Raw genomic sequence first — 24,020 nt, 5'->3', positions numbered from 1 at the left:
GGCTGTTACTAAAGAACGAGGATTTCAAATGAGTTATTCGCAGGAGGCGGAACATGACATTAAAAGTTGGGTTTATCGGATGCGGTGGGATTGCAAAGGGCAAGCATATGCCAGCACTTTCAGAGGTCAAAGAGGTAGAAATGGTGGCATTTTGCGATATCGTTGTGGAGCGAGCAGAAGAAGCCAAAGAAAAATTCGGTACCCAGGATGCACAGGTCTTTGATGATTTCAAGCAAATGTTAGCGAACACCGATTTGGATGTGGTCCATGTTTGTACTCCGAACTCTTCTCATGCCGAATTATCCATTGCGGCCATGGAAGCGGGCTGCCACGTGATGTGCGAAAAACCGATGGCGAAAACTTCCGAAGAAGCAAGAAGCATGGTTGAAGCGTCCAAGCGCACCGGTAAGAAATTAACGATAGGTTATCAAAACCGGTTCCGGACGGATTCAAGATATTTGCATGAGGTATGCAGAGAAGGCGAACTGGGAGAAATTTATTTTGGGAAAGCCCATGCGGTTCGTCGCCGCGCCGTCCCAACATGGGGTGTTTTCCTGGATGAAGAAGCCCAGGGCGGAGGACCATTGATTGATATCGGCACACATGCCTTAGACCTCACTCTTTGGATGATGAATAACTATAAACCTAAATACGTGGTCGGAAAAACCTATCATGCATTATCCCAAACTCCTAATGCGGCGAATGCTTGGGGATCGTGGGATCCTGCTCAATTTACCGTCGAAGATTCGGCTTTTGGTTTTGTTGTGATGGAAAATGGTGCAACGATCTTTCTGGAATCAAGCTGGGCCTTAAATAGTTTGGATACCAAAGAAGCCAAAACCACGCTGTGCGGTACTAAAGCGGGGGCCGACATGAACCATGGCTTAACCATTAATGGCGAAGATCACAGCTTGCTCTATGAGAAGAACATAAAGCTGCAACCGGGCGGTGCCGATTTCTATGATGGGGATATTGAGCGGCCGGAATTTCTAGAAGCGAATTCTTGGATCAATGCCATTCTCAATGATGCCGAACCTGTTGTGAAACCGGAAGAAGCCTTGGTGGTTACTGAAATTTTAGAGGCACTCTATAAATCTTCCAAGCTGGGCGAGCCCGTTTATCTATAAAAGAGGACCAAAGATTCCATTCATCCGCGATGGCTATGAACCACGTGTCAAATAGAAGGGAGTACCAACCATGAAACTGGGCGTGTTTACCCCGTTGTTTAACCATTTAAGCTTTGAAGAAATGATCGAGGAAGTTTCAAAAAAAGGGTTGCAAACGGTAGAAATCGGTACCGGGGGCTCTCCGGGCAACGCTCATTTGAATATTGACGAATTATTGGGAAGCCGTGATGCAAGGAATGAGTACTTAGCTAAATTAGCCGACAGGGGATTGGAGATATCTGCCTTAAGCTGCCATCATAATCCGATCTCTCCGATCCCGGAAGTGGCGGCGGAAGCGGACGAATTACTCCGTAAAACTATAAAGTTGGCAAGTTTAATGAACATTCCCGTGGTGAACGGTTTCTCCGGCGTTTCGGGCGGGAATGCATCGGACACCCAGGTGAACTGGCCTGTATTGCCTTGGCCGACCGAATATGACGACAGCTATAATTATCAATGGGAACAAAAATTGATTCCTTACTGGAAAGAGATGAACGCGGAAGCGGAAGCCGCAGGCGTGAAGATCGGAATTGAGCTTCACGGCGGCTTCTTGGCCCATACGCCATATACGATGTTGAAATTGCGGGAATCGACCGGAAAAGCCATTGGCTGTAATTTGGACCCAAGTCATTTATGGTGGCAAGGAATTGATCCGGTAGCGGCCGTCAAAATTCTTGGCGAAGCCGGCGCAATCCACCACTTCCACGCAAAAGACACCTATTTGGATCAAGACAATATCAATATGCATGGATTAACGGACATGCAGCCCTACGGAAACGTGAAAACTCGTGCCTGGACCTTTCGCACAGTCGGCTGCGGCCATGATTTGAAAACCTGGTCGGATATCATTTCGGCTTTGCGGATCTATGGTTATGATTATGTTCTGAGTATTGAGCATGAGGATCCGCTGATGACCGTCGACGAAGGATTGACGCGTGCCGTAGCCAATTTGAAGTCAATTCTGATTCATGAACAACCTTCAGCAATGTGGTGGGCATAATAGTAGATAAACCGTATCAACAGGCAGGTTCAACGTTTTGCTTTCGGGCAAAGGGTTGATCCTGTTATTTTTTCTTGACTTCTTCCTTGAAGTCGCTATAATAGTAAAAGTGACCCGATTTTGTGCGGACACAACTTTAGTTAACGGGACGTAGCTCAGCTTGGTAGAGCACCTGGTTTGGGACCAGGGGGTCGCATGTTCGAATCGTGTCGTCCCGATCATGGAAACAGTCATCCTTTAAGGATGGCTGTTTTTGTTTTGCTTTTTTTTATGAGGCGCCGTTGTCTTCTAGAATTGAATAAACGCTCTCGCTATCGGCCACAATAGAGACAAAAGTCCGATAGAAGGGGATAACCGTGAATATCTTCCATATCAAAAAACATCTAAAAAAACGATGGAGAAGATGGAGACGCGCCATATGGACCGCCAGCGCCTTTTGTTTGATTGCGGTTATGGCCTGGATGGGGCTCCCATTATCTAATCAAATGGAAAAGCTGATGGCCCGAGAACCGATGGCGATCGAAACTTTGGGGAAGTGGCAGGAAGCTGCACCGGATGCCGATAAAGCGTGGTTGTTAGAGCTGGATGAGGATAAATCGCGAATCGTTCATTTGACGAAAATATATACCTGTGGCGAAGAAAGCACCGTTCTTGGAATTATGACCCCGGAGGAAATTACAACGCTCATGAAAGATCACCCTTCATGGGAGGGAAGACTGGGCGCAGGCGGCGACGTTTGGGTTGAGGAAAAAATCAATGGTCTTTCCGACACCTGCAAGACGAGGGGTTACATCGGTTTGGACAAGGATGGCAATTTGACGTTGTTTGACGGTCCACCGAAGAAGGAAAAGGTGATTCGTACTTTTTTCCAAATGGACGTGGAGATGATGGAGAGTGCGCTTCCGGCCGAAGTGATTCAACAACTACAGCAAGGAATTCGCATTCAGGATGTGGAAGAGTACAACAGCGTGCTGTCGACCTTTAGCGATTATGCGATTGAGCCCTCGGAAAGGGTCATGCAGCAGGATGATGAGGCATCGCGGTAGATCATCTCTCGTTGCTCCACTTTCCACCGTATGACAAGAAGGGCGTTACTCCGTAACGTCTTTTTTGTGCTTTCTCCGGCAGTGCTCTCCTCTACAAAGTTTTTCCTCAATCTTTGCGATCTTTTGCTATAATAAAGTGAATACATATGTTCGCTTTACGCTGGAAGGGCTCCGTCTTAGGATCATGAGGAGTTTAGCAACGATAGGGAGAGATCAGTCTTGCGTATACTTGGAATTGACCCCGGCATCGCGATTGTCGGGTTCGGATTTATTGATAAACAAGGCAGTAAGGTGACGCCGGTGCAGTACGGCTGCATCCAAACCGAGGCTCATACGCCGGACGAAGAGCGGCTCATGCATGTTTATGAGGCGATGGTTCAGTTAATCGACAAATACAAACCGGAAGCGGTGGCGTTTGAGAAGTTGTTTTTTAATCGGAACGTCACGACGGCGATGTCAGTTAGCCAAGCAAGGGGCGTGTTGGTACTTGCTGCGGTACAGAAGGGGCTGCCGATTGCGGAATATACCCCAATGCAAGTGAAGCAAGCGATTGTGGGTTACGGAAAGGCAGAAAAACGTCAGGTCCAGGAAATGACGCGCATGTTCCTGAAACTACAGGCGATCCCCAAGCCGGACGATGTGGCGGACGCATTAGCCGTAGCCGTTTGCCACGCGCATTCATACACATTAAATTCTAAAATAAACGAGGTATTGCGTTCATGATCGATTTTTTACGGGGGCAGATTGCCCATTTGGAAACAGAGTACGTCGTATTAGATGTGCAAGGGGTCGGGTATCGGGTGTTTTGTCCAAATCCGTACGCTTTGGCAGCCAAAGGGCAAGAAACGGTGACGGTCTATACCCATCACCACGTGCGTGAAGATGCCATTCTGTTGTTTGGTTTCCCGACCCGTGAGGAGCAGAAGCTGTTTCGAAAGTTGATTGAGGTGTCCGGCATCGGCCCACGTGTGGCGCTCGGGATCCTAAGCGGCGGTAGCCCGGACCATGTGGTGGCGGCGATCCATCAAGAGAATATCGCATTTCTGACCAAGCTGCCGGGAATTGGGAAGAAGACGGCACAGCGGATGATTCTAGACCTTAAGGACAAGCTGGAGGGCGTCGGCGGCACATTATTTGATCCGGTGCCTGCTGTCATTGGAGAGGCCGGGCTAGACGCCGGCAATCCGGGGTGGCCAGAGGCTCGCGAGGGCCTGAAGGCGCTGGGGTACACCGAGGCTGAGCTGGACAGGGTATGGCATCGTTTGAAAGACGATGTCGGGCCGGACGAGGCGGTGGATTCCGTTATGAAGAAGGCGCTCAAGCTGCTGTACGCCGGTTAAGGATAAGGACAGGAAGGGGAGCTTAGCGCATGATGGAGGACCGGATCATCTCCGCGAATTTGATGATGGAAGACCAGGCGGTGGAATTAAGCCTGCGGCCTCGTTATTTGGCGGAATATATCGGACAAAACCAGATCAAGGAAAACTTGAAAATATATATTGAAGCGGCGAAAATGCGTAAGGAAGCGTTGGATCACGTGCTGTTATACGGACCACCGGGGCTTGGCAAAACGACGCTTGCGAATATCATTGCGAATGAACTTGGCGTCAATTTGCGGACAACTTCGGGACCGGCCATTGAGCGGCCGGGGGATTTGGCCGCGCTGCTGACCAATCTGCAGGAGGGGGACGTCTTATTTATCGATGAGATCCACCGTTTGCATCGGACGGTGGAAGAAGTGCTGTATCCGGCGATGGAGGATTTTGCGCTCGATATCATGATCGGCAAGGGGCCAAGCGCACGCTCTGTTCGGTTGGATCTGCCGCCGTTCACGTTGGTTGGCGCCACCACACGGGCGGGGCTCCTGTCGGCGCCGTTACGTGACCGTTTCGGGGTGGTCAGCCGCCTTGAATTTTATAATATCGATGAACTCAGCTATATCGTATCGCGGGGCGCGGACATTTTCGGCATTGAAATGGTTGGAGACGCGGCTACGGAAATCGCGCTTCGTTCGCGCGGGACGCCTCGGATCGCCAATCGCTTGCTGAAGCGGGTTCGCGATTATGCACAGGTTCGCGGCGACGGCATGATTACCACGGAGATCGCCAAAGAAGCATTGCAGCTCCTGCAGGTTGATCCCATGGGATTGGATTTGATCGACCATAAAATGCTGCGAGCGATGATCATGAGCTTCCGGGGAGGTCCCGTCGGGTTGGATACCATCGCCGCAACCATCGGTGAGGAGAGCCAGACGATCGAAGACGTGTACGAACCGTATTTGCTGCAAATCGGTTTTCTGCAGCGGACCCCACGAGGGCGGATGGTAACGCCGGCGGCGTATCAACATCTGGGTTTGCCGATGCCGGAAACGCCTTAACCTTAACTTGATTTAGCCCAACGGCATCATGAAGGAGGAGAAGCGGGTTTGAAACGTATAAAACGGACATTATCGTTAGGTCTATGGGGGAAAGGGATTCTTGCCGGCTTGCTGCTGGCCGGGGCTATGCACATGCCGGCATCTGCCGATCAATCGGACACAACGCGCGTGCGCGTGGCCATGTACTTGGATTTAGGCAGCACGTACAAATCGACGACCCCGGCAGTCACACTGAAAACAACGGCGGCCGCAGAAGCAGGGTTTGCAAACAACTCGATGTTGGACCCTTGGCTCCAGCTGGGGGCGGGAGGAACCACAAGATTTAGCATCAGCGGCTATAAGGTCAAAGCCTTGGAATCCGCAGATTGGGCCACGGTCGCGGCTGCGGTCAAGAAGCTGCAAAGCACGTCGGATAAGCCGGTAGCCTACGCGGTAGGCCAAGCTGGGAGTACGGCATACCGCGTGTATACGGGGCCCTACGTCAGTGCGGCAGAAGCGCAGAAAGCGGCTGACCGGGTCAGCCAAACGTTGTCTGCTTCCTTGAAGGGCGGCAAAGCCGAAGCACGCGGACCGTTGTACGTATCCGCGGGTTCGTTTGCAAGTCAGGCGGAAGCCGTGAATCTTCGCCAAACCCTATCCGCGCCGCATGCGGAGGCGGTAGTGGCAATGACCGGACCGCAGCAATATGCGGTATGGGTTGGCGGCGCGCTAAGCGCATCGGAGCAATCTTCGCTGCAAACCGAGCTGTCCGGACTGTATCCGGGGATTTCCTGGGCCCCGGTGAACGAGAATGTCCCGGCCCTACTGCTGCACCGCGACGTGACGTTGAATTTGGACGCTCCTGCAGGCGTCGACCACTACGAGCTTAGCGGAGAAGGCACCAAGTTAACGATCCGGGACGACGGCAATTCCCCGATCCAGGTCGTGGAGCGTTTTGCACGTAGTTACCGTGGTGATTTTGAGATCAGTAAAATGAACGGTCAGCTGGCTCTGGTCAACGAGCTGCCCTTAGAACAATATCTGTATTCCGTTGTCGCCGGTGAAGTCCCGTCGTCGTGGCCTCAAGAGGCGCTAAAAGCCCAGGCGGTCGCGGCGCGCAGTTATGCCCTGTACAATGCAGGACTAAACAAATTTAAAGTAGCCGGGCTTGTGGACACAACCTTAAGCCAAGTTTACAACGGTACGGAGAAGGAAGTACCCAGTATTGTCCAAGCGGTTGATGCCACGGCCGGTGAGGTGCTGGTTGCGGCGAATGGACAAATCGTGGAAGGCATTTTCGCGTCCAACAGCGGCGGCGTGACGGCGGATTCGAGCGAGGTTTGGGGGAATGTCAATCCGATTTACTCCAGCGTGACAAGCGATGGGGATGAATCGGCACAAGCCTCATTGAAATCGTGGTATCATGTACTGCTGTCCAGTGGGGTTACAGGATATGTTCGGGAGGATAATACGGCGTTAAACGGAACGACGCCAGCGGGCTTGCAGAAGTTGACGGTGACTACAAGCAACGTCTTGGTCCGTAAGCTGCCGCTCATTCAATCGGAAGTTGATCCGGTCGCCAAGCTGAATCCAGGTGACCTGGCCATCGTTTTGGACAAGGTGCCTGAATCCAGCTCCTATGCTTGGATTCGCGGACCTTTCAGCTCGGATGATTTAGTGAAGTCCCTTAAGGGAAAAACGTCTACGGAAGCACCGTCCCCTATTTTGAATCTGGAAGTCACCAAGCGTGGACCGTCCGGACGAGTAACGCAGGTCAAAGCTAACGGGCAACCGCTTGACGTCAAATATCCGGATTCGTATCGCTCTGCCTTAAACAGCTTACCTAGCACTTTGTTTGATATCGTTCAAACCGGACGGTATACTGTACAAGGTGCAGGAGGAAATACAGGAACAGGTACTGCCACGTCGGCAACGACGATACAGTCGGCATCAGGCAAGACGACGGCAAACAGCGGTTTAGTCGTGCTGAGCGGCGACAAGACGGCGCGCGTGATTGGGTCGACAAACCAATTTGTCTTCGTTGGCCGCGGTAACGGGCACGGCCTGGGGCTCTCGCAGTGGGGGGCTAAAGGATTGGCCGACGGTGGGTATGATTACCGGCAAATCTTGCAACACTACTACCAAAATGTGACTATCGTTAAGGAATGAATAAACCGATGAATGTGGATCTTTATGATTTCGAGCTCCCAGAAGAGCTGATCGCTCAAACGCCGCTGGCCGAACGAAGTGCTTCGCGCCTGCTGACGTTGAATAAACAAACCGGGGAAATCCGGCATCATACGTTTTCTGATATTCTGAATTATTTACAGCCCGGCGATACGTTGGTACTGAACGATACACGAGTCATTCCGGCCCGTTTGTTCGGAATAAAAGAGGATACCGGGGCCAAAGCCGAAGTGTTGCTTCTCAAAAATCTGGGCGATGACCGTTGGGAAGCCTTGGTCAAACCCGGCAAGAAGTTGAAGTCTGGCGCGGTCATCGTCTTCAGTGAGGAATTGCGGGCCACGGTCGAGTCGGAAGGCGAGATGGGCGGACGCATACTTCGGTTCACCTATGAAGGGATTTTTAATGAGATCCTGGATCGGCTGGGTCAAATGCCGCTGCCCCCGTACATTAAGGAAAAGCTGGATGATCGCGAACGCTATCAGACGGTGTATTCCAAACACGAAGGATCGGCTGCCGCGCCTACCGCGGGCTTGCATTTCACGGAAGATTTACTGGAGCAGGTGCGGGCTAAAGGGGTGACCCTCGCGTTTGTCACGCTGCACGTTGGGCTTGGCACGTTTCGACCGATGTCGGTGGACCGGGTTGAAGATCACGTCATGCATGAAGAATATTTTGTCCTGCCCCAGGAAACGGCCGACGTGCTAAACGAGACGAAAGCCAGAGGCGGAAGAGTCGTAGCCGTCGGGACCACTTCGGCTCGAACGCTGGAGACGGTGGCCCAGCAATGCGGGGACGGACCCATCGTCAAAAGCAGCGGCTGGACGGGGATTTTTATCTATCCCGGGTATCGATTTGGGTTGGTGGACGCACTCCTCACGAATTTCCATTTACCGAAGTCGACGCTGGTCATGCTGGTCAGTGCGCTGGCGGGGCGGGAGCGAATCATAAGCGCTTATCAGGAAGCGATTGACCAAAGATATCGGTTCTTCAGCTTCGGCGACGCCATGTTTATTTATTAAAAGAAGAGGACGGTTGATCAGATTGGCAGCAGCAATAACCTATGAACATATCAAGACCTGCAAGCAATCCGGCGCTCGGCTTGGACGTGTGCATACCCCGCACGGTTCGTTTGACACGCCGGTGTTCATGCCGGTCGGAACGCAAGCCACCGTAAAAACGATGAGTCCGGAAGAACTGAAGGAAATGGATGCTCGGATCATCTTGAGCAATACGTACCATCTCTTTTTGCGGCCAGGACACGAGATCATTCGCCAAGCGGGCGGATTGCATAAATTCATGAACTGGGACCGGGCCATTTTGACGGATAGCGGCGGGTTCCAGGTGTTCTCTCTCAGCGAGATGCGCAAAATCACGGAGGAAGGCGTACATTTCCGCTCTCATCTGAACGGAGACAAACTGTTCCTCTCTCCGGAAGTGGCCATGGAAATCCAGAATGCGTTAGGCTCGGACATCATGATGGCGTTTGACGAATGCCCGCCGTATCCGGCGGAATACGACTACGTCAAGAACTCGCTGGAGCGCACGACCCGTTGGGCGGAACGTTGCTTGCAAAGCCATGCCCGTCCTCAGGATCAAGGGCTGTTTGCCATTGTTCAAGGCGGCATGTATGAGGACCTACGTAAGCAAAGCGCACGCGATTTGACTTCGCTAGATTTCCCGGGGTATGCTATTGGTGGACTGAGTGTAGGCGAGCCTAAGCCGCTGATGTATGAAGTGCTGGAATATACCGTTCCCCTGTTGCCGGCGAACAAGCCGCGTTATTTGATGGGGGTCGGTTCGCCGGACGCGTTGATCGAAGGAGCGATTCGCGGTATCGACATGTTCGACTGCGTCTTGCCGACTCGGATTGCGCGTAACGGTACGACGATGACCAGCCAAGGACGGCTCGTAGTACGCAACGCTCAGTATGCCAACGATTTCGGACCGCTGGATCCCGAATGCGACTGTTATACCTGCCGGAATTACTCCAGGGCGTATCTTCGCCACCTAATCAAAGCCGACGAGACGTTTGGGCTGCGGTTAACTACATACCATAATCTGCATTTTCTGATCAATCTGATGGGTAAAGTCCGTCAGGCGATTATGGACGATCGGTTGTTGAGTTTCCGGGATGAATTTTTTGAACAGTACGGTCTGTTTGGCAATGACAAAGGATTTTAAGCTATACCGTTAGCGATTTTAGAAAGGGGGATAAGACATGTTCTTTCAGTATGCCGCACAACAGCCGGCCGGCGGTTCGCTGGTCACCATGATCATTCCGTTTGTAATTATGATCGCCGTTTTTTACTTCCTACTGATTCGCCCGCAGAAGAAAAAGCAATCGCAGCGCTCTACGATGCTGAACGCTCTTAAGAAAGGCGACAAGATCGTGACGATCGGTGGTCTGCATGGGACGATTATGGAGCTTACTAACGACACGGTAGTGCTTCGCGTCAATGATGTAACCAAGCTGACGTTTGACCGCAGCGCGATCAGTCACGCCATTAAAGAGTCGGAAGGTTAATCGCGATAAAGACAAACCAAGAAAGAGCCTGTTGCGAACAGGCTCTTTTTCTTATATACCTCAGATTATTTCCGACCCCAATTTACCCCGATCATTCCCCCAATGGCACCAATGACAAACCCCGGCAGGATCAAAGCCCATTCCTGAAAGCCTAGGGACGTATCCATGGCTAGAAAGCTGATCAGCAGCAAAAGCAGCACATAAAGCGCTCCGGTCAGAGCCCCTTGATACCATCCTTTCTGTTTCGCGCGCTTGCCGGATACGATCCCCCCGAACAAGACGGCAGCTACATGCACGAGATAGGTATATAACGTCATTTCGAACTCTTCCAGCATGTCTCCTTGGAGTAATAAGGATAAAATCAATGCGCCAATCATCATCCACAAAAATCCATACCATAACCCGGCAACGGTGGGTTGAGACAAACGAATCCCGAAAAATCGGCGGAACAAATGCATTGTGGTCGGCCTCCTGTCTTCAATGTCTACGACAGACGTTTTACCCCATTTTATGGTCAAGCTTTCCCAGATAGACCTGACTTGGCCAAATTGAGCGAGGAAGATTATTGCAAGCTTCCCGCATTTTAACCTGTGATATTTCGCATGGAAAGGAGAAGGGGCGGTCAGAATAGCTATACCATGTCTTGTGCGAACTTCTAGATCGAGGAGGGATTGCCCATGGTTGAGCATATGGCAAACCATATCTTCCGAACCGTCCTGATGTATTTCATGGTGTTCGGAGTCATGCGTATTATGGGAAAAAGAGAAATCGGCGAGCTATCCATCTTCGACCTGGTGATCTCAGTCATGATCGCGGAAATCGCCGTTTTTGCCCTGGAAGATATCGATCGGCCGATCTATGACGGAATTGTCCCCATGCTGACGTTGTTGCTGATCCAAATTGCGATCGCGATGCTGTCGCTCCGGTTTCGCAGGGTGCGGTTGTGGTTTGACGGCAAACCGAGCGTCATCATTCGAAATGGGCAAATCAACCGGAAAGAAATGAGGCGTCAGCGCTACAATTTGGACGATTTGCTGATGCAGTTGCGCTCGCAAAAGGTCGATAGCGTAGCCGACGTCGAATTTGCCGTATTGGAAACGAGCGGACAACTAAGCGTGGTTCCCAAGGACAAGTCCGAACAAGGGAAGGGGGGGCAACAAGCCCCAAAACGGGAAGCCAGTCTGTCCGCGAAAATCAAATTCGAGGCGCTTCCATTGCCGCTCATTATGGATGGCAAGGTGAACGATGAGAACCTGAAGCAAATCGGGAAAACCCGCTTTTGGCTGAAAAATCAAATCCAGTCGAAGGGATTGACGGATTTTAAACAGGTGTTCTTTTGCAGCATCGATCATAAAGGAAAGCTTTATATCAATGCAATGGACGAGAAATAATCACAGCGGATTACATTCGGTTTCGGAACCATTTGCCAAAGATGGGAAGCCGCTTGAGGTCCTGAAGATCAAACAATCCCATGATTCCGGCAAGAGCTAAATACAGCAACCCGGACAGCATCGCCGCTATTAAGAATTGCCATCCCATCTGTGAACTGAGGACAAGGTTCTTATAGAAATAGTCAGCGGCGGCAGCCATAATGACCATTGCAGCACTAACCTTGAGCATATCAAGGAAGGGCAAACGGTAGCGAAGTGTCTTGGACACGCTGTACCCGTGCATGACTGTAACGATGATAAAGTTGACGATAATCGCGATAATCGCACCGTAGATACCTAGCGCTGGATTGGAGGCAAGGTAGAAGATCAGGGAAATTTTGATAATAGCCCCAACCAGCGTATTGATGAGCGCACGCCCCGGTTTGTCCAGAGCCTGCAACGTGGCCTGGAGCGGTGTTTGGATATACAGCAAGAGGGCAAACGGCGCCATGATCTTAAGCATGCCTCCGATGGAGTCATCGTTATAAACCAGCCGACAAATCGGTTCAGCTAGCACGAACATGATCGCGGCAAACGGAGCACCGGTAACGAGGGCAAGCCGTATGGATTGATGCAGTCGTAAATGGATCGTTTTGACATCTCCGCGTGCCTGGGCTTCGGCCAGGGAGGGAACCAGCGATACGGCAAGCGAAGACGTCAGCGCCCCGGGAAGCAGAAGCAGTGGGATGATCATCCCCTGCAGCGCTCCGTACTGGGAGGTGGCCACGGCGACCCCTACACCGGCGATTGCCAGACTTCGCGCGGTCGTGATCGACTCCAGCAGGTAGGATAACGAACCGACTAGTCGGCTGCCTGTCACCGGTATGGCGATGCGCAGAATCCGGCGCAGTGTGGCTCCAAACGGAGATTCGGTGGAGGTTAAAGGTTCGTCCGAGTTGGCGATGTCCGTGGGGAGATCCGCGATGGCGCTTGGTTTGGAGGACTCCAATCGCTCCCGCCGCTGCAGTCGGCGGTATTGCCACAGCAAGACGCCCATGCCGACCACTTCGCCGGCTACGACGCCAAGCATCGCCCCTGCGGCTGCGTAGGCGATCCCCATAGGGAGGAGCAAGTAAGAAAACCAGAGGACACCGATGATTCGGGCGACCGTCTCCATGATCGAGGAAACCGCCGAGGGGATCATATCCTGCTTCCCCTGGAAATACCCGCGATAGACCGATGATACCGAAACGATGATGATCATCGGACTCATGGCGATAAACGTATGATAAACACGTGGATCGGTGAGAACATACTTGGTGACCCAGGGGGCGCCAAATAAACAGAGAAAAGTAAAAAGAAAGCCGGCTGCCGTTGTAAACACCAAGCTTGTCCGCAAAATCGACACAGATCGCTCCGGTTTGCCCGAGGATTCCGCTTCTGCCACCAGCTTAGCCACGGCGAGAGGAATACCGCCGGTAATAATCGTAACCAGCACGAGAAAAAACGGATATCCGAGCTGGTACAGCCCAACGCCTTCGGCCCCGATCACACGGGGCAGCATGATGCGTGGAATGAAGCCCAGGAGGCGGTTCACGATCCCTGCCACCAACAGGATCATCGTACCCTGGATAAAGGTTTGTTTATTCAATCGAAACTCCACTCCTCCTGCAGCGCTCGTTGGATCTGGCAAAAACTCGATGCCGATAAGCTGCCTAATAAACTCGTAAACGAGGCTGTACAACCTCTCTCTTCATGGATATGACAAACCTGTCCCGGTTCATGACTTGTCTTTTTTGCAAGTTTTGAAAATGGAAGAACTCTTCTAAGCAGGATTCGGAGATTTAGGGTAGAATGTAATAAGACGGGTTTTCGAAGGAGGCTTGAAGCGTGGCTGAAGATCAAATGACGGACCAACAATTGAACGAGGCTGTCGAAAGCTTGTGCCGTAGCAAAGCCGAAGAATTCCAGCTAATCGGGTACGAGCATATCACTGGACCTGACATTTGGGAGTGTATCAGCCATAAATACGAGAAGGGCGGAGTCCCTCCCTTGTATCAACTGGTCAATGACATTCTTTCTCTGAAAGTAACCCAGTTTATGAACTATATGACGATGTCCGCTTATCGGGGATCCCGTTTAGATTGAATGGGATCTTTTTTTTCGTGCCGGTCGTTAATCAAATTGACAATATTAGATAAATTGACTGGTTTTTCGGCCATCGCTATAATAGGAATATTGAGAAATTGAAAGGGGAAAGAAGTACGGGATGAAAAGAATTATCGCATTCATAACCGTCGTGGTTGTCTCGTTTGGCATCATGGCATGGACAACCCCCGACCTGTTAAACAACGTACGTCTCGGCCTTGATCTGAAAGGCGGCTTTGAGATTCTATATGAAGCCAGTCCGCTTGAAGGCGGAGGCCAGGTCACGAAGGAGTCCTTGATCCAAACGGCGAAGAGCCTGGAGGACCGGGCCAACAAGCTAGGGACAAGCGAACCGGAAGTAACGACGGAAGGCACAAACCGGATCCGTTTGAAAGTGGCCGGTGTGACCGACGAAGAGACGGTACGCAAGACGATGAAAGAACCTGCTTCGCTGACGTTCCGCAGTAAGGACGGTACAGAGAAAAATGCCGACGAGTACAACAAGATCGAAATGATCGGCACGGACTTTGCCGCCAACGGGGCTAAACTGGAATTCACTCAAATGAATGAACCGGTTGTCAGCATTAAAGTGAAAAGCAAAGAGAAGTTTGCCGAAGTAACCAAACGCTTGCTGGGCCAACCCTTGGCGATTTATATGAACGAAGAACTGGTCTCCGATCCGGTCGTTCAAGCGGTTTTGACCGATGGGTCTGCGCAAATCAGCGTTGGCGGTGATTTGGATAAAGCGAAGGAATTGCGCGATAAGATTAACCTTGGTGCGCTTCCATTGAACCTGACGGAGAAATATTCCCAAAGCGTCGGAGCAACCCTGGGTAAACAATCGCTGGACAGAACGATCGAAGCCGGTCTGATCGGCTCGCTGTTCATCCTGTTATTCATGATTGGGATGTACCGGGTTCCAGGTTTGATTGCTGCGTTTACGCTGATCGTGCATACTTGGCTGCTCATTCTCGTGTTCGTTTGGGCGGACTTTACATTAACCCTTCCGGGGATTGCGGCTTTCATTCTCGGGATCGGGATGGCGGTTGACGCCAACATTATAACCAATGAACGGATTCATGAGGAAATGCGGACCGGCAAAAGCATTATGTCTGCTGTCAAAGCCGGGGACAAGCATTCCCTGCGTACAGTACTGGATTCGCAGATTACGACGATCATCGTTGCGGCCGTTATGTATGCGTATGGTACGGGGGCCGTCAAAGGCTTTGCCTTGGTGCTCATCGTGGAAATCGTACTTAGTATCGCCACGAATATCTATCTCTCCCGTTTCCTGCTGAACCTGCTGCTTAAAGCCGGCAAGCTGTTGAAACCGAAGTACTTCGGTGTGAAGGAGCGTGACATTCGTGAGCTTTAAAAAGAATTTGGATTACGTCCATCTGAGTAAATACTTCTACACCCTGTCAATCGTTCTGACGATTGCCGGCCTTATCTGTTTGTCGTTTTTCGGCTTGAACTATAGCGTCGACTTCAAAGCGGGATCTAATGTAGATATCTCGCTGTCCAAGCCGTTGACGGCTGAACAAATCAGCCCGATTCTAAAGAATCTGGGCATCGATGAGAATGAGGCGACCATCAGTCCCGGACAAGACCGGATGAACATCCGTTTTACGAAAGTGCTTAGCGAAGATAATGACGCGAAGCTGAAAGCGGAAATTACGAAATTGGACGATAAAGCTTCGTTCGAGGTGAATACGGTTGACCCGGAAATGGCCAAGGAGCTGGCACGCAACGCAATTTATGCCGTTTTGATCTCCTGCCTAGGGATTATCATTTACGTCAGCATCCGGTTTGAGTGGCGGTTTGCTGTGGCCGCGATCGTAGCGTTACTCCATGACGCCTTTATGGTCATTGCCGTCTTCTCCATTTTCCGGCTCGAAGTTGATTTGACCTTTATCGTAGCGGTATTGACGATTATCGGTTACTCCATCAATGATACGATCGTTATCTTTGACCGGATTCGGGAAAATCTGCGTTTCTCCAAGCAGAAGTCTCGCGAGGATCTGATCAAACTGGTAAACCAAAGCGTAGCGCAAACGATCATGCGTTCCTTGTATACCGCGTTAACGGTGTTCGTAGCTGCGTTCTTCCTCTTCCTGCTGGGCGGGGAGTCGATCCGGATGTTCTCGCTGGCGATGGTAATCGGCCTGTTGTTCGGGGCATATTCTTCCATCTTTATCGCCAGCCCACTCTGGTTCGTCCTGAAGAGCAAGCAAAAGCATAAACCGGCCAAAGCATCCTAAGCGGCCGTTATGCCTGATTGAACCACCAATACATGAGCTGGATATGGATAGAGCCGCGTCTTATGACGCGGCTTTCGCAACTTTTCCGTTTTTACGTGCATCAGGAGGGTGATTATGACACGAGAACAAGCCGTAATTCCGGCACCCACAGCCTGGCCCGGCATCGTGGGGGATATCGTCCTAGCCGTATTCTTGGGGACGGTGGGTCTGCTGTATGGAAGCTTGGCTTTACTGGGCGGGGCTTTATATTCCGCGTATGATGCCGCCGCTGGCGTCGCTGCTAGGCTGCCCGGCCCGGGAAATCTCCGTTTACGGCAGTTCGGTTTGACGCCTACGGGCAAAGAGGCGCCCGAGCCGCTGCCAACCATTTTCTTCTCCGTCTTTCTGCTCATGGGCGGGGTGGAGCTAGGGATTGCGGCTTTCACCGACATCGTCGAGGCAGATACGGCTCCGCCGGAAACCTTCGTCTTGGCGGCCGTGCTCCTGTCCATGGCTTTACGGGAAGCCCTGTTTCAGATCAAGATGCGGTCTTCCCGCAGGAAGGCGGGTTTTGACTTGCAACCGATCGTCGAGAAACACCGTCATTCCCTGTTCTCCTCCGTCATTGTACTGGCCGGGGTCTTTGGAGCGATGGGAGGCCAAGCCTGGGATTTACCGGCCATGGTGTATCTTGAACCGAGTGCAGCGATTCTCGTAGCCTTGCATGTGCTGTTTCAAGTCTATCGGCTGGTGAAGCGCTCCATCTACGGTTCGTCTGCGCCGCAGCTCCGCGAAGAAGATGCCGCTTCATTGGTAGAAACGGTACAGCGCGTGCATGGTGTGATCACCGTAGACGATTTGAAGGCACAGGAGAACGGCCATTATGTGACCGTGACGGCCAAAATTTGCGTTAACCCCAAGATCACCGTTATGGAAGCCAATGACATCGCCAATCGAGCTAAAATGCTGTTACTAAACCGATTTTCCCATATCACTGATGTTCGGATTCATGTCGCGCCTTATGAGGCGGGTTATCCGTACAAGAGCAATACCGAGGTATCGGATAGCGATTTGCCGAACTTGCTTCAGTAAGCCGGCCCTGGGAAAGAACTGACAGGAAGAAAGAAGGTGCCGCTTTTGCTTCATTCCAAATACCGCTGGACACCGCTGCCCTGCGACGAAGAGGCTGCCAGCCGGCTCGCCGGTCATTTGAACATTTCCCCGCTGCTCGCGTCTTTGTTGGTTACGCGGGGGATGGAGAACTCAGCGGAGGCGGAGCTTTTCTTAAAAGGAAGCCTTGTGGATCAACATGACCCCTTACTGCTTAGCGGCATGAAGGAAGCCGTTCCTCGTATCCGCCGCGCGGTGGAAGAAGGCGAACGGATCTTGATCTATGGGGATTACGACGCCGACGGCGTTTCGTCCACGACGTTGATGATTTATCTGATGAGGCGCCTCGGCGCTACATATGACTTTTATATTCCGCACCGAACTAAAGAAGGTTACGGCCTGCATATTCCGGTATTAGAGCATTTTCATAAGAAGGGCTTTACGCTGCTCGTGACGGTAGATACGGGAATTAGTGCGGTTGATCAGGTGGCATACGCCAATGCGACCGGGATGGACGTGATCGTCACCGATCACCACGAACCCCCGGCGGTTCTGCCAGAAGCGTATGCCTTGATTAACCCCAAGCTTCCCTACTGCACCTATCCCTTTAAGGGGTTGGCTGGAGTCGGAGTAGCCTATAAGCTGGCTCAGGCGCTGCTCGGGGATGAAACCCCTGAAGCATGGACAGAGCTCGCCGCTTTGGGGACGATCGCCGATCTCATGCCGTTGACCGGAGAAAACCGCGTCATCGTCAAGGCAGGTCTCGCCTCAATGGCGCGATCGGCCTTCCCGGGAATGACGGCGCTGCTCGGGACCTCCGGCTGGTCCAGCGGAGAAGTGACTTCGACAGCGGTCGCCTTTGGATTGGCACCGCGGATCAACGCCAGTGGCCGCATGAGCCACGCTAACCGAGCTGTCTCCTTGCTGACGGCAGAGAGCATGGAAGAGGCTGAAGCGATTGCCGAGGAGCTGGATGTGCTTAATAAAGAGCGTCAAATGCTCGTTGAGGACATGGTTGAAGAGGCGCTTCAGCAATTGGAAGGCCAGGCGGAGGCGGAGGGATTACCCGACGTGATCGTCGTAGCCGGCGAAGGCTGGAACGCCGGCGTCGTCGGGATCGTCGCCTCCAAATTGCTGGAACGTTATTTTCGCCCGACTATTGTGCTGGGCATCCACCCGGAAACCGGGGAGTGTAAAGGCTCGGCCCGTTCCATCCCCGGTTTCGACATTTACGAAGCGTTAACGGATTGCGCCGACCTATTGGATCATTACGGCGGGCATCCTTCCGCGGCGGGCATGTCCCTTGGCCGGGAGCATTTGGAGGAATTCGGCCGGCGACTAAATGCATTTGCTGCCGACCGGCTTCGTCCAGAGCATTTCGTGCCGGTCTTGCAAACGGATTTGGCTTGCTCCTTGAAGGACGTCACGCTCCAAGCCATCGAGCAGCTTCAGCATCTTGCGCCGTTCGGTATGGCTAACGCTTGCCCAAGGTTGCTTCTGAAGGATCTGAAACTACTGGAGTGCCGACAGATGGGCAAAGACGGCAAGCACTTGAAGCTGATTCTCGGCCAAAACGGAAAGACCGTAGAAGCGGTCGCGTTCGGCAAGGGCGAATTGGCCTCACTGCTTGCGGAGGAAGCACGGGTTGATATCGTCGCCGAAGCCGGAATCAACGAATGGAATGGGGCCCGGAAGCCGCAGTTGATGATCCAGGACCTGGCAGTCTCGCACCTGCAGGTATTCGATTACCGCGGCTCCCGGAATCCGGCGCTTCTGCTGGAGGAGCTGCGCGGCAAGCTGGCAAAGCTACCCGCCTGCGGTTCGGGAACATCCGCCGTTGTGCTTAACGCGGGTTCCGCTTTTTACCAGTCCCGTGATTTGAAGGATACCGCGGTTTGGGTATATGATAAGAACGTTGGCGTGCTTCCTGGGAATGACCTCGCACAATCGGCGGGGAAAGACGCGATGACGACGCTGTTTGTCATGGAACTTCCGGAATCGCCGGAGGGATGGACCGGGATGATGTCCGCTTTTGCCGGATTGGAGCGCATCTATATGTTACATTCGCCGCGAGCGCCGCAGGAGCGAATCGAACCACCTTCTCGGGATCAGTTCAAGCTGGTGTACAGCTTGATCTATCGTGGGGCGGAACAGGGATTGCGCGAGGAAGATCTGTTGGCTGCGCTTGCGAAACGTACCGGCTGGTCCCAGCGAATGCTGGAGATGTCGCTCGGTGTGTTTGAAGAACTAGGATTTATCATCCGGGCATCTGGAATGATTCGGCTCCATCCGTCACCTTCCAAGCAGGCCTTGGAAACCTCAAGCCGTTATCGAGAGCTGGGAGTGCTGGCTGAGATCGAGCAGATGCTGCAATTCGGTCGGGTGCCGGAAATTACTGAATGGATGCTTACCCATATTCAGGGAGCTTCATAAATGATTTTTCGAGAAAATGAAATGATTTCGCACGCATTTGAACTAGGAGGAGATTGGTTTGGATTTTAAAGAGTACATTCGGGTGATTCCTGATTTTCCTCAGCCTGGCATCAGTTTCAAGGACATTACCACGCTGTTGAATGACGGCGCCATGTATCGCAAGGCGGTCGATGAACTGAAGCAGTTGGTGTCCCATCTTAAGATCGATCTGATCGCCGGTCCCGAGGCTCGTGGTTTCGTGGTTGGCGCGCCGCTGGCTTACGCGCTGGGCGTGGGGTTTGTGCCGATTCGCAAAAGCGGGAAGCTTCCCTATGAAACGATTGAGGTGGAATACGACCTGGAGTACGGTAAGGACCGTTTGGCGATGCATAGCGATGCGGTGAAACCGGGGCAAAACGTCCTAATCGCTGACGATTTGCTGGCAACCGGGGGGACGATTTCTACCTCCGTTAATCTGGTTCGCCAGTTGGGCGGCAACGTCGTCGGCACCGCGTTCTTGATCGAGCTCAGCGAGTTGAACGGCCGCAAGAAGCTGCCGGAAATCGATGTATTCTCGCTTGTGAAGTACGAATAAGCCGAAGAAGAGAAGGGGCTGTAGCCATGTGATCCATGGCTACAGCCCCTTGTTTGTTAAGTAAGTGAGCTTAATGCGCAGCGTCCTCATTGTCGTTGCTTAGCTTCAGGACCTGAATCAGCTTGAAGAACAAGCTAAGCAGGATCCCCGCGATCGTTGCCAGCGCCATGCCCTTCAGCGCGACATTGCCCATGGTCAGCGTGGTACCGCTAAGACCGATGACGAGCACGATCGTCGTCAACAACATGTTGGTCGGCTTGGAGAAGTCGACCTTCTGCTCAACGAAGATACGCAAGCCCGAGGCCGCGATCACGCCGAACAAGAGCAGGGACACACCGCCCATAACGGGAGGCGGGATCACGGCGATCAACGTGGAGAACTTCCCGGAGAAGGAAAGCAAAATCGCGAAGATGGCCGCGCCGCCAATTACGAATACGGAATACACGCGGGTTAACGCCATGACGCCGATGTTCTCCCCATAGGTTGTGTTCGGCGTCGATCCTACAAAACCGGAGAGGATCGTAGAAATCCCGTTCCCCATGAGCGATCGATGCAGGCCCGGATCCTTGGACAAGTCCTTGCCCACGATGTTGCTTGTCACCAGCAGATGGCCGATATGCTCCACGATAACGACCAGCGCGACCGGTATGATCGAGATGATGGCGGAGGTATCCCATTGCGGCGTCGTTACCGTCGGCAGGGTAAACCATTTCGCATTGGCAATAGCCGCGGTGTCCACCTCTCCCATGAAGTAGGCTAGTACATAACCGGCAACGATCCCGATCAGGATGTGGATGATCTTTGGAAAACCGCGGAACAAGACCGCGCCAAGTACCGTAACGCCTAACGTTACGAGCGACAGCGTGATGTACGTCCCGTTGGGCGTCCAGCCTTCCGAGCCATCACTGATCCATCCGGCCATTCCGGCAGCGACCGGAATCAACTCCAGACCGATCAGAGCTACGATGGCACCCATGGCTGCAGGCGGAAACACAACATCGATCCACTTGGTACCGGCATACTTGATCAGCAGGGCGACCAAGAGGAAGATGACGCCGGTGACGATGAACGCGCCGAGCGCTAGGGCGTAGCCGTTCCCCGGATGACTCAGCAGAACCGCCTGAACCGGTGCGATGAAAGCAAAGCTGGAGCCCAGATAGGCAGGGATTTTTCCTTTACAGATGAGGATGTAGAGCAGGGTGCCGATGCCGTTCATTAGCAGGATCATGCCGGGGTCTACGCCAAACAGGTTAGGCACCAGCACCGTACTTCCGAACATGGCAAACAAGTGCTGCAGGCTTAACAGCACGCCAGGTCCGAACGGGACTTTCTCGTTAACTTGAATTTCACGTTGCAACGCGTTCACTCCTCTATAGGTACGTTCATAAGATAACTATCCTTAATAGGATAATGACTATGCCGACAATTTTCAACAGAAAATTACTTGACTTTTGCCTTTGATCCTTCCATCATCATTCCCTAGGTTTGCCTGTAGGCATACGGCCAGGGTTGCATGAAGGCTCAGCCATGCCGATGTCCTTGGTGCAGGGACAATACCCGGAGTTGACGGAAGGGAACGCAAGAGTCATAATTATAGGAAATCAAAATGAGGCGAATTATGCTCTTGTATGCGTTTTTTCAGTATATTTTCATATAGAAAGGAATCAACAGGATCTCAATGGGCATAGAGCAATTACTCGAAAAGGCGTCTGCCTATATAAAGGAACCGGATCTCGATCGGATTCGGGAAGCGTACGAGTTTGCGGACGAAGCCCATCACGGACAGGTTCGCAAATCCGGAGAACCTTATATTCTTCATCCTTTGGCTGTGGCGGATATTGTTGTAAACATGCAAATGGATGCGCTGTCGGTCATTGCGGCCCTGCTTCATGACGTGGTCGAAGACACGACGGTGTCTTTAAAGGAGATACAGGAGCATTTCGGCAGCGATTGTGCTTTGCTCGTCGACGGGTTGACGAAGTTGGAGCGGATTAAATTCCAATCCAAAGAGGAGCAGCAGAACGAGAACTACCGCAAAATGTTCATAGCGATGGCACAGGACATTCGGGTGATCGTCATTAAACTGGCGGACCGACTGCACAATATGCGAACGCTCAAATACCAGTCGGAGGAGAGTCAGCGTCGAATCGCCTACGAAACGTTGGAGATTTTCTGCCCGATTGCCAACCGTCTGGGGATTTCGGCCATCAAATGGGAAATGGAAGATATCGCCCTGCGATACCTGAACCCGCAGCAATATTACCGGATTGCTAACTTGATGCGAAAGAAACGGGCGGAGCGCGAGGAGTACATCAAGAACGTCATCGCTCGCATCGCCGAGAAGTTAGAGGAAATGGGCGTGCAGGCGGATTTGTCGGGGCGTCCAAAGCATATTTACAGCGTCTATAAGAAGATGACGATGAAAAACAAGCAGTTCAACGAAATTTACGATCTGCTGGCCATTCGTATCATCGTTGACAATATCAAGGACTGTTACGCGACCCTGGGGATCATCCATACGTTGTGGAAGCCGATGCCGGGGCGGTTTAAGGATTACATCGCCATGCCGAAGGCGAACATGTACCAGTCGCTGCATACGACGGTCGTTGGCCCGAACGGGGAACCCACGGAGGTTCAGATCCGCACCTGGGAGATGCACCGGACGGCCGAATACGGGATCGCGGCGCACTGGGCATATAAGGAAGGCACAGGTACCGGCGGTTTGGAAAATAAAATCACGTTCTTTAACGAAATCCTGGAGCTTCAGCATGAAGCGAAGGATGCTTCGGAGTTCGTGGAATCGCTGAAAATGGATTTCTTCTCGGACCTCGTCTTTGTATTTACGCCGTCCGGGGAAGTCATCGAGTTGCCGGCGGGCTCGGTGCCTCTGGATTTTGCGTACCGCATCCATACCGAGGTCGGGAACCGGACGATCGGGGCCAAGGTGAACGGACGGATCGTGCCGCTGGATCATCGGCTGAAAACCGGGGACATTGTGGAGATTCTCACGTCCAAGCATTCGTACGGACCAAGTCAGGACTGGTTGAAAATCGCCCAATCCTCCCATGCCCGCAGCAAAATCAAGCAATGGTTCAAGAAGGAAAAACGCGAAGAGAACGTGGAAAAAGGCCGCGAGGCGATCGAACGCGAGCTGAAGCGGGCAGGAATCGAGCCTTTCCAATGGATGAGCGACGACAAGCTGCTGGAGGCGGCGAAGAAATACGCCTTCAACGACATCGACGACATGCTGTCGGCGATCGGGTTCGGCGGGATCACCGCCTCACAGGTCGTGACCAAGCTGACCGAGAAGCTGCGCAAGGAACAGGAAGAGGCGTCCGGGCATATCGAGTTGACCTCGGAGGTCAAGGAAGTAAAAGCACCGGAAGAACGCAGACACCGTCCAACGAATGGCGTTGTCGTTAAGGGCATCGACAATTTGCTTGTCCGCTTTGCTAGATGCTGTAACCCGGTTCCGGGCGACGATATTGTTGGCTACATCACCCGCGGCCGCGGCGTATCGGTGCATCGGAGCGACTGCCCGAACATTCCGGGCGGAGGTGACGGCGAAGAAGCCGCACGCGTGATTGACGTGGAATGGGAAGAGGCCATCGAAGCGAATTACAGCGTCGACATCGAAATTACCGGCCACGACCGCCGCAACTTCCTAAACGAAGTGTTACAGGCGGTATCGGAGAGCAAAACGAATATTTCGGCCGTTTCGGGCCGATCGGATAAGAACAAAATGGCTTTGGTGCATATGACGATCCTGATCCGCAATACCGATCATCTGCAGTCTGTTGTGGAGAAGATCAAACGGGTGAAGGATGTGTACACGGTACACCGGATCATGCAGTAACGGATAGAAA

General features: G+C 52.5%; 21 protein-coding genes and 1 tRNA gene. 19 read left to right on the top strand and 3 right to left on the bottom strand.

Annotation, left to right across the window (positions count from 1 at the left end; all coding sequences use genetic code 11):
• Positions 1 to 53 precede the first annotated feature (53 nt).
• From KJS42_RS20410 to yajC, 11 genes are all read left to right on the top strand, one after another.
• Positions 54 to 1,127 (top strand): Gfo/Idh/MocA family protein, encoded by a 1,074-nt coding sequence (locus tag KJS42_RS20410; RefSeq protein WP_193418964.1) that lies wholly within the window; start codon positions 54 to 56, stop codon positions 1,125 to 1,127.
• A 70-nt stretch (positions 1,128 to 1,197) separates the two neighbouring features.
• Positions 1,198 to 2,166, top strand: a complete 969-nt coding sequence (locus KJS42_RS20405; RefSeq protein WP_213623965.1) for a sugar phosphate isomerase/epimerase family protein — start codon at positions 1,198 to 1,200, stop codon at positions 2,164 to 2,166.
• A 144-nt stretch (positions 2,167 to 2,310) separates the two neighbouring features.
• A tRNA-Pro gene (locus KJS42_RS20400) sits at positions 2,311 to 2,384 on the top strand.
• A gap of 279 nt (positions 2,385 to 2,663) precedes the next feature.
• Positions 2,664 to 3,212: a BofC C-terminal domain-containing protein gene (locus tag KJS42_RS20395; RefSeq protein WP_239484122.1), complete on the top strand. Its 549-nt coding sequence runs from the start codon at positions 2,664 to 2,666 to the stop codon at positions 3,210 to 3,212.
• 219 nt (positions 3,213 to 3,431) lie between these two features.
• A complete protein-coding gene (gene ruvC, locus KJS42_RS20390) occupies positions 3,432 to 3,935 on the top strand; it encodes a crossover junction endodeoxyribonuclease RuvC (RefSeq protein ID WP_213623964.1) in 504 nt (167 codons plus the stop codon).
• Positions 3,932 to 4,552: a Holliday junction branch migration protein RuvA gene (gene ruvA / locus KJS42_RS20385; RefSeq protein ID WP_193418958.1), complete on the top strand. Its 621-nt coding sequence runs from the start codon at positions 3,932 to 3,934 to the stop codon at positions 4,550 to 4,552. Before ruvC ends, ruvA begins: the two co-directional genes overlap by 4 nt.
• A 32-nt stretch (positions 4,553 to 4,584) precedes the next feature.
• Positions 4,585 to 5,589: a Holliday junction branch migration DNA helicase RuvB gene (gene ruvB / locus KJS42_RS20380; protein WP_155608760.1), complete on the top strand. Its 1,005-nt coding sequence runs from the start codon at positions 4,585 to 4,587 to the stop codon at positions 5,587 to 5,589.
• Between the two features lie 126 nt (positions 5,590 to 5,715).
• Positions 5,716 to 7,737, top strand: coding sequence for a SpoIID/LytB domain-containing protein (locus tag KJS42_RS20375; RefSeq protein WP_213623973.1), 2,022 nt, complete (start codon positions 5,716 to 5,718; stop codon positions 7,735 to 7,737).
• An 8-nt stretch (positions 7,738 to 7,745) separates the two neighbouring features.
• Positions 7,746 to 8,774 carry a tRNA preQ1(34) S-adenosylmethionine ribosyltransferase-isomerase QueA gene (gene queA, locus KJS42_RS20370; protein WP_213623963.1) on the top strand — a complete coding sequence of 343 codons (1,029 nt, stop codon included), beginning with the start codon at positions 7,746 to 7,748 and terminating at the stop codon, positions 8,772 to 8,774.
• 22 nt (positions 8,775 to 8,796) lie between these two features.
• Positions 8,797 to 9,936, top strand: coding sequence for a tRNA guanosine(34) transglycosylase Tgt (tgt, locus tag KJS42_RS20365; RefSeq protein WP_155608751.1), 1,140 nt, complete (start codon positions 8,797 to 8,799; stop codon positions 9,934 to 9,936).
• Between the two features lie 37 nt (positions 9,937 to 9,973).
• Positions 9,974 to 10,279, top strand: a complete 306-nt coding sequence (gene yajC, locus KJS42_RS20360; RefSeq protein ID WP_155608750.1) for a preprotein translocase subunit YajC — start codon at positions 9,974 to 9,976, stop codon at positions 10,277 to 10,279.
• A 65-nt stretch (positions 10,280 to 10,344) separates the two neighbouring features.
• Here yajC and KJS42_RS20355 read toward each other — a convergent pair whose 3' ends face one another.
• Positions 10,345 to 10,737 (bottom strand): TIGR04086 family membrane protein, encoded by a 393-nt coding sequence (locus KJS42_RS20355; RefSeq protein ID WP_213623962.1) that lies wholly within the window; start codon positions 10,735 to 10,737, stop codon positions 10,345 to 10,347.
• Between the two features lie 219 nt (positions 10,738 to 10,956).
• Here KJS42_RS20355 and KJS42_RS20350 point away from each other — a divergent pair, with 219 nt between their 5' ends.
• Entirely contained in the window at positions 10,957 to 11,670 is a 714-nt protein-coding gene (locus KJS42_RS20350; protein ID WP_193418956.1) for a DUF421 domain-containing protein, read from the top strand.
• 10 nt (positions 11,671 to 11,680) lie between these two features.
• On the opposite strand, the gene spoVB is transcribed toward KJS42_RS20350, so the two are convergent.
• Positions 11,681 to 13,300: a stage V sporulation protein B gene (gene spoVB / locus KJS42_RS20345; protein ID WP_193418954.1), complete on the bottom strand. Its 1,620-nt coding sequence runs from the start codon at positions 13,298 to 13,300 to the stop codon at positions 11,681 to 11,683.
• A 254-nt stretch (positions 13,301 to 13,554) separates the two neighbouring features.
• Here spoVB and KJS42_RS20340 point away from each other — a divergent pair, with 254 nt between their 5' ends.
• The 6 genes from KJS42_RS20340 to KJS42_RS20315 all read left to right on the top strand — a co-directional run bounded on the left by KJS42_RS20340 (position 13,555) and on the right by KJS42_RS20315 (position 20,154).
• Positions 13,555 to 13,797 carry a post-transcriptional regulator gene (locus tag KJS42_RS20340; RefSeq protein WP_155608758.1) on the top strand — a complete coding sequence of 81 codons (243 nt, stop codon included), beginning with the start codon at positions 13,555 to 13,557 and terminating at the stop codon, positions 13,795 to 13,797.
• A gap of 121 nt (positions 13,798 to 13,918) precedes the next feature.
• Positions 13,919 to 15,172, top strand: coding sequence for a protein translocase subunit SecD (gene secD, locus KJS42_RS20335; protein ID WP_155608746.1), 1,254 nt, complete (start codon positions 13,919 to 13,921; stop codon positions 15,170 to 15,172).
• The gene (gene secF / locus KJS42_RS20330) at positions 15,162 to 16,058 is read left to right on the top strand and encodes a protein translocase subunit SecF (RefSeq protein ID WP_213623961.1); all 897 of its coding nucleotides are present in this window, start codon (positions 15,162 to 15,164) and stop codon (positions 16,056 to 16,058) included. The genes secD and secF overlap by 11 nt, the downstream gene beginning before the upstream one ends.
• A 114-nt stretch (positions 16,059 to 16,172) precedes the next feature.
• Positions 16,173 to 17,129 carry a cation diffusion facilitator family transporter gene (locus KJS42_RS20325; RefSeq protein WP_213623960.1) on the top strand — a complete coding sequence of 319 codons (957 nt, stop codon included), beginning with the start codon at positions 16,173 to 16,175 and terminating at the stop codon, positions 17,127 to 17,129.
• A gap of 45 nt (positions 17,130 to 17,174) precedes the next feature.
• Positions 17,175 to 19,580, top strand: a complete 2,406-nt coding sequence (gene recJ, locus KJS42_RS20320; RefSeq protein ID WP_213623972.1) for a single-stranded-DNA-specific exonuclease RecJ — start codon at positions 17,175 to 17,177, stop codon at positions 19,578 to 19,580.
• Between the two features lie 58 nt (positions 19,581 to 19,638).
• Positions 19,639 to 20,154: an adenine phosphoribosyltransferase gene (locus tag KJS42_RS20315; RefSeq protein ID WP_155608744.1), complete on the top strand. Its 516-nt coding sequence runs from the start codon at positions 19,639 to 19,641 to the stop codon at positions 20,152 to 20,154.
• A gap of 70 nt (positions 20,155 to 20,224) precedes the next feature.
• On the opposite strand, the gene uraA is transcribed toward KJS42_RS20315, so the two are convergent.
• The gene (gene uraA / locus KJS42_RS20310; protein ID WP_155608743.1) at positions 20,225 to 21,511 is read right to left on the bottom strand and encodes a uracil permease; all 1,287 of its coding nucleotides are present in this window, start codon (positions 21,509 to 21,511) and stop codon (positions 20,225 to 20,227) included.
• Between the two features lie 321 nt (positions 21,512 to 21,832).
• On the opposite strand from uraA, the gene KJS42_RS20305 reads away from it, so the two are divergent.
• The gene (locus KJS42_RS20305) at positions 21,833 to 24,010 is read left to right on the top strand and encodes a RelA/SpoT family protein (protein WP_213623959.1); all 2,178 of its coding nucleotides are present in this window, start codon (positions 21,833 to 21,835) and stop codon (positions 24,008 to 24,010) included.
• Positions 24,011 to 24,020 lie beyond the last annotated feature (10 nt).

This window comes from Paenibacillus sp. J53TS2 (genome assembly GCF_018403305.1).
Lineage (GTDB): Bacteria > Bacillota > Bacilli > Paenibacillales > Paenibacillaceae > Fontibacillus > Fontibacillus rhizolycopersici.
Note: the sequence above shows the minus strand (reverse complement) of the source record. Positions and strands in the feature narration are given on the sequence as shown.

Bases quoted from the DNA above. Each gene is read 5' to 3' on its own strand.
- KJS42_RS20375 (WP_213623973.1), top strand. From the start codon at position 5,716: ATGCACATGCCGGCATCTGCCGATCAATCGGACACAACGCGCGTGCGC.
- secD (WP_155608746.1), top strand. From the start codon at position 13,919: ATGAAAAGAATTATCGCATTCATAACCGTCGTGGTTGTCTCGTTTGGC.
- KJS42_RS20405 (WP_213623965.1), top strand. From the start codon at position 1,198: ATGAAACTGGGCGTGTTTACCCCGTTGTTTAACCATTTAAGCTTTGAA.
- KJS42_RS20350 (WP_193418956.1), top strand. From the start codon at position 10,957: ATGGTTGAGCATATGGCAAACCATATCTTCCGAACCGTCCTGATGTAT.
- KJS42_RS20305 (WP_213623959.1), top strand. From the start codon at position 21,833: ATGGGCATAGAGCAATTACTCGAAAAGGCGTCTGCCTATATAAAGGAA.
- yajC (WP_155608750.1), top strand. From the start codon at position 9,974: ATGTTCTTTCAGTATGCCGCACAACAGCCGGCCGGCGGTTCGCTGGTC.
- KJS42_RS20355 (WP_213623962.1), bottom strand. From the start codon at position 10,737: ATGCATTTGTTCCGCCGATTTTTCGGGATTCGTTTGTCTCAACCCACC.
- KJS42_RS20395 (WP_239484122.1), top strand. From the start codon at position 2,664: ATGGCCCGAGAACCGATGGCGATCGAAACTTTGGGGAAGTGGCAGGAA.
- queA (WP_213623963.1), top strand. From the start codon at position 7,746: ATGAATGTGGATCTTTATGATTTCGAGCTCCCAGAAGAGCTGATCGCT.
- ruvA (WP_193418958.1), top strand. From the start codon at position 3,932: ATGATCGATTTTTTACGGGGGCAGATTGCCCATTTGGAAACAGAGTAC.
- KJS42_RS20340 (WP_155608758.1), top strand. From the start codon at position 13,555: ATGACGGACCAACAATTGAACGAGGCTGTCGAAAGCTTGTGCCGTAGC.
- KJS42_RS20410 (WP_193418964.1), top strand. From the start codon at position 54: ATGACATTAAAAGTTGGGTTTATCGGATGCGGTGGGATTGCAAAGGGC.
- ruvB (WP_155608760.1), top strand. From the start codon at position 4,585: ATGGAGGACCGGATCATCTCCGCGAATTTGATGATGGAAGACCAGGCG.
- KJS42_RS20325 (WP_213623960.1), top strand. From the start codon at position 16,173: ATGACACGAGAACAAGCCGTAATTCCGGCACCCACAGCCTGGCCCGGC.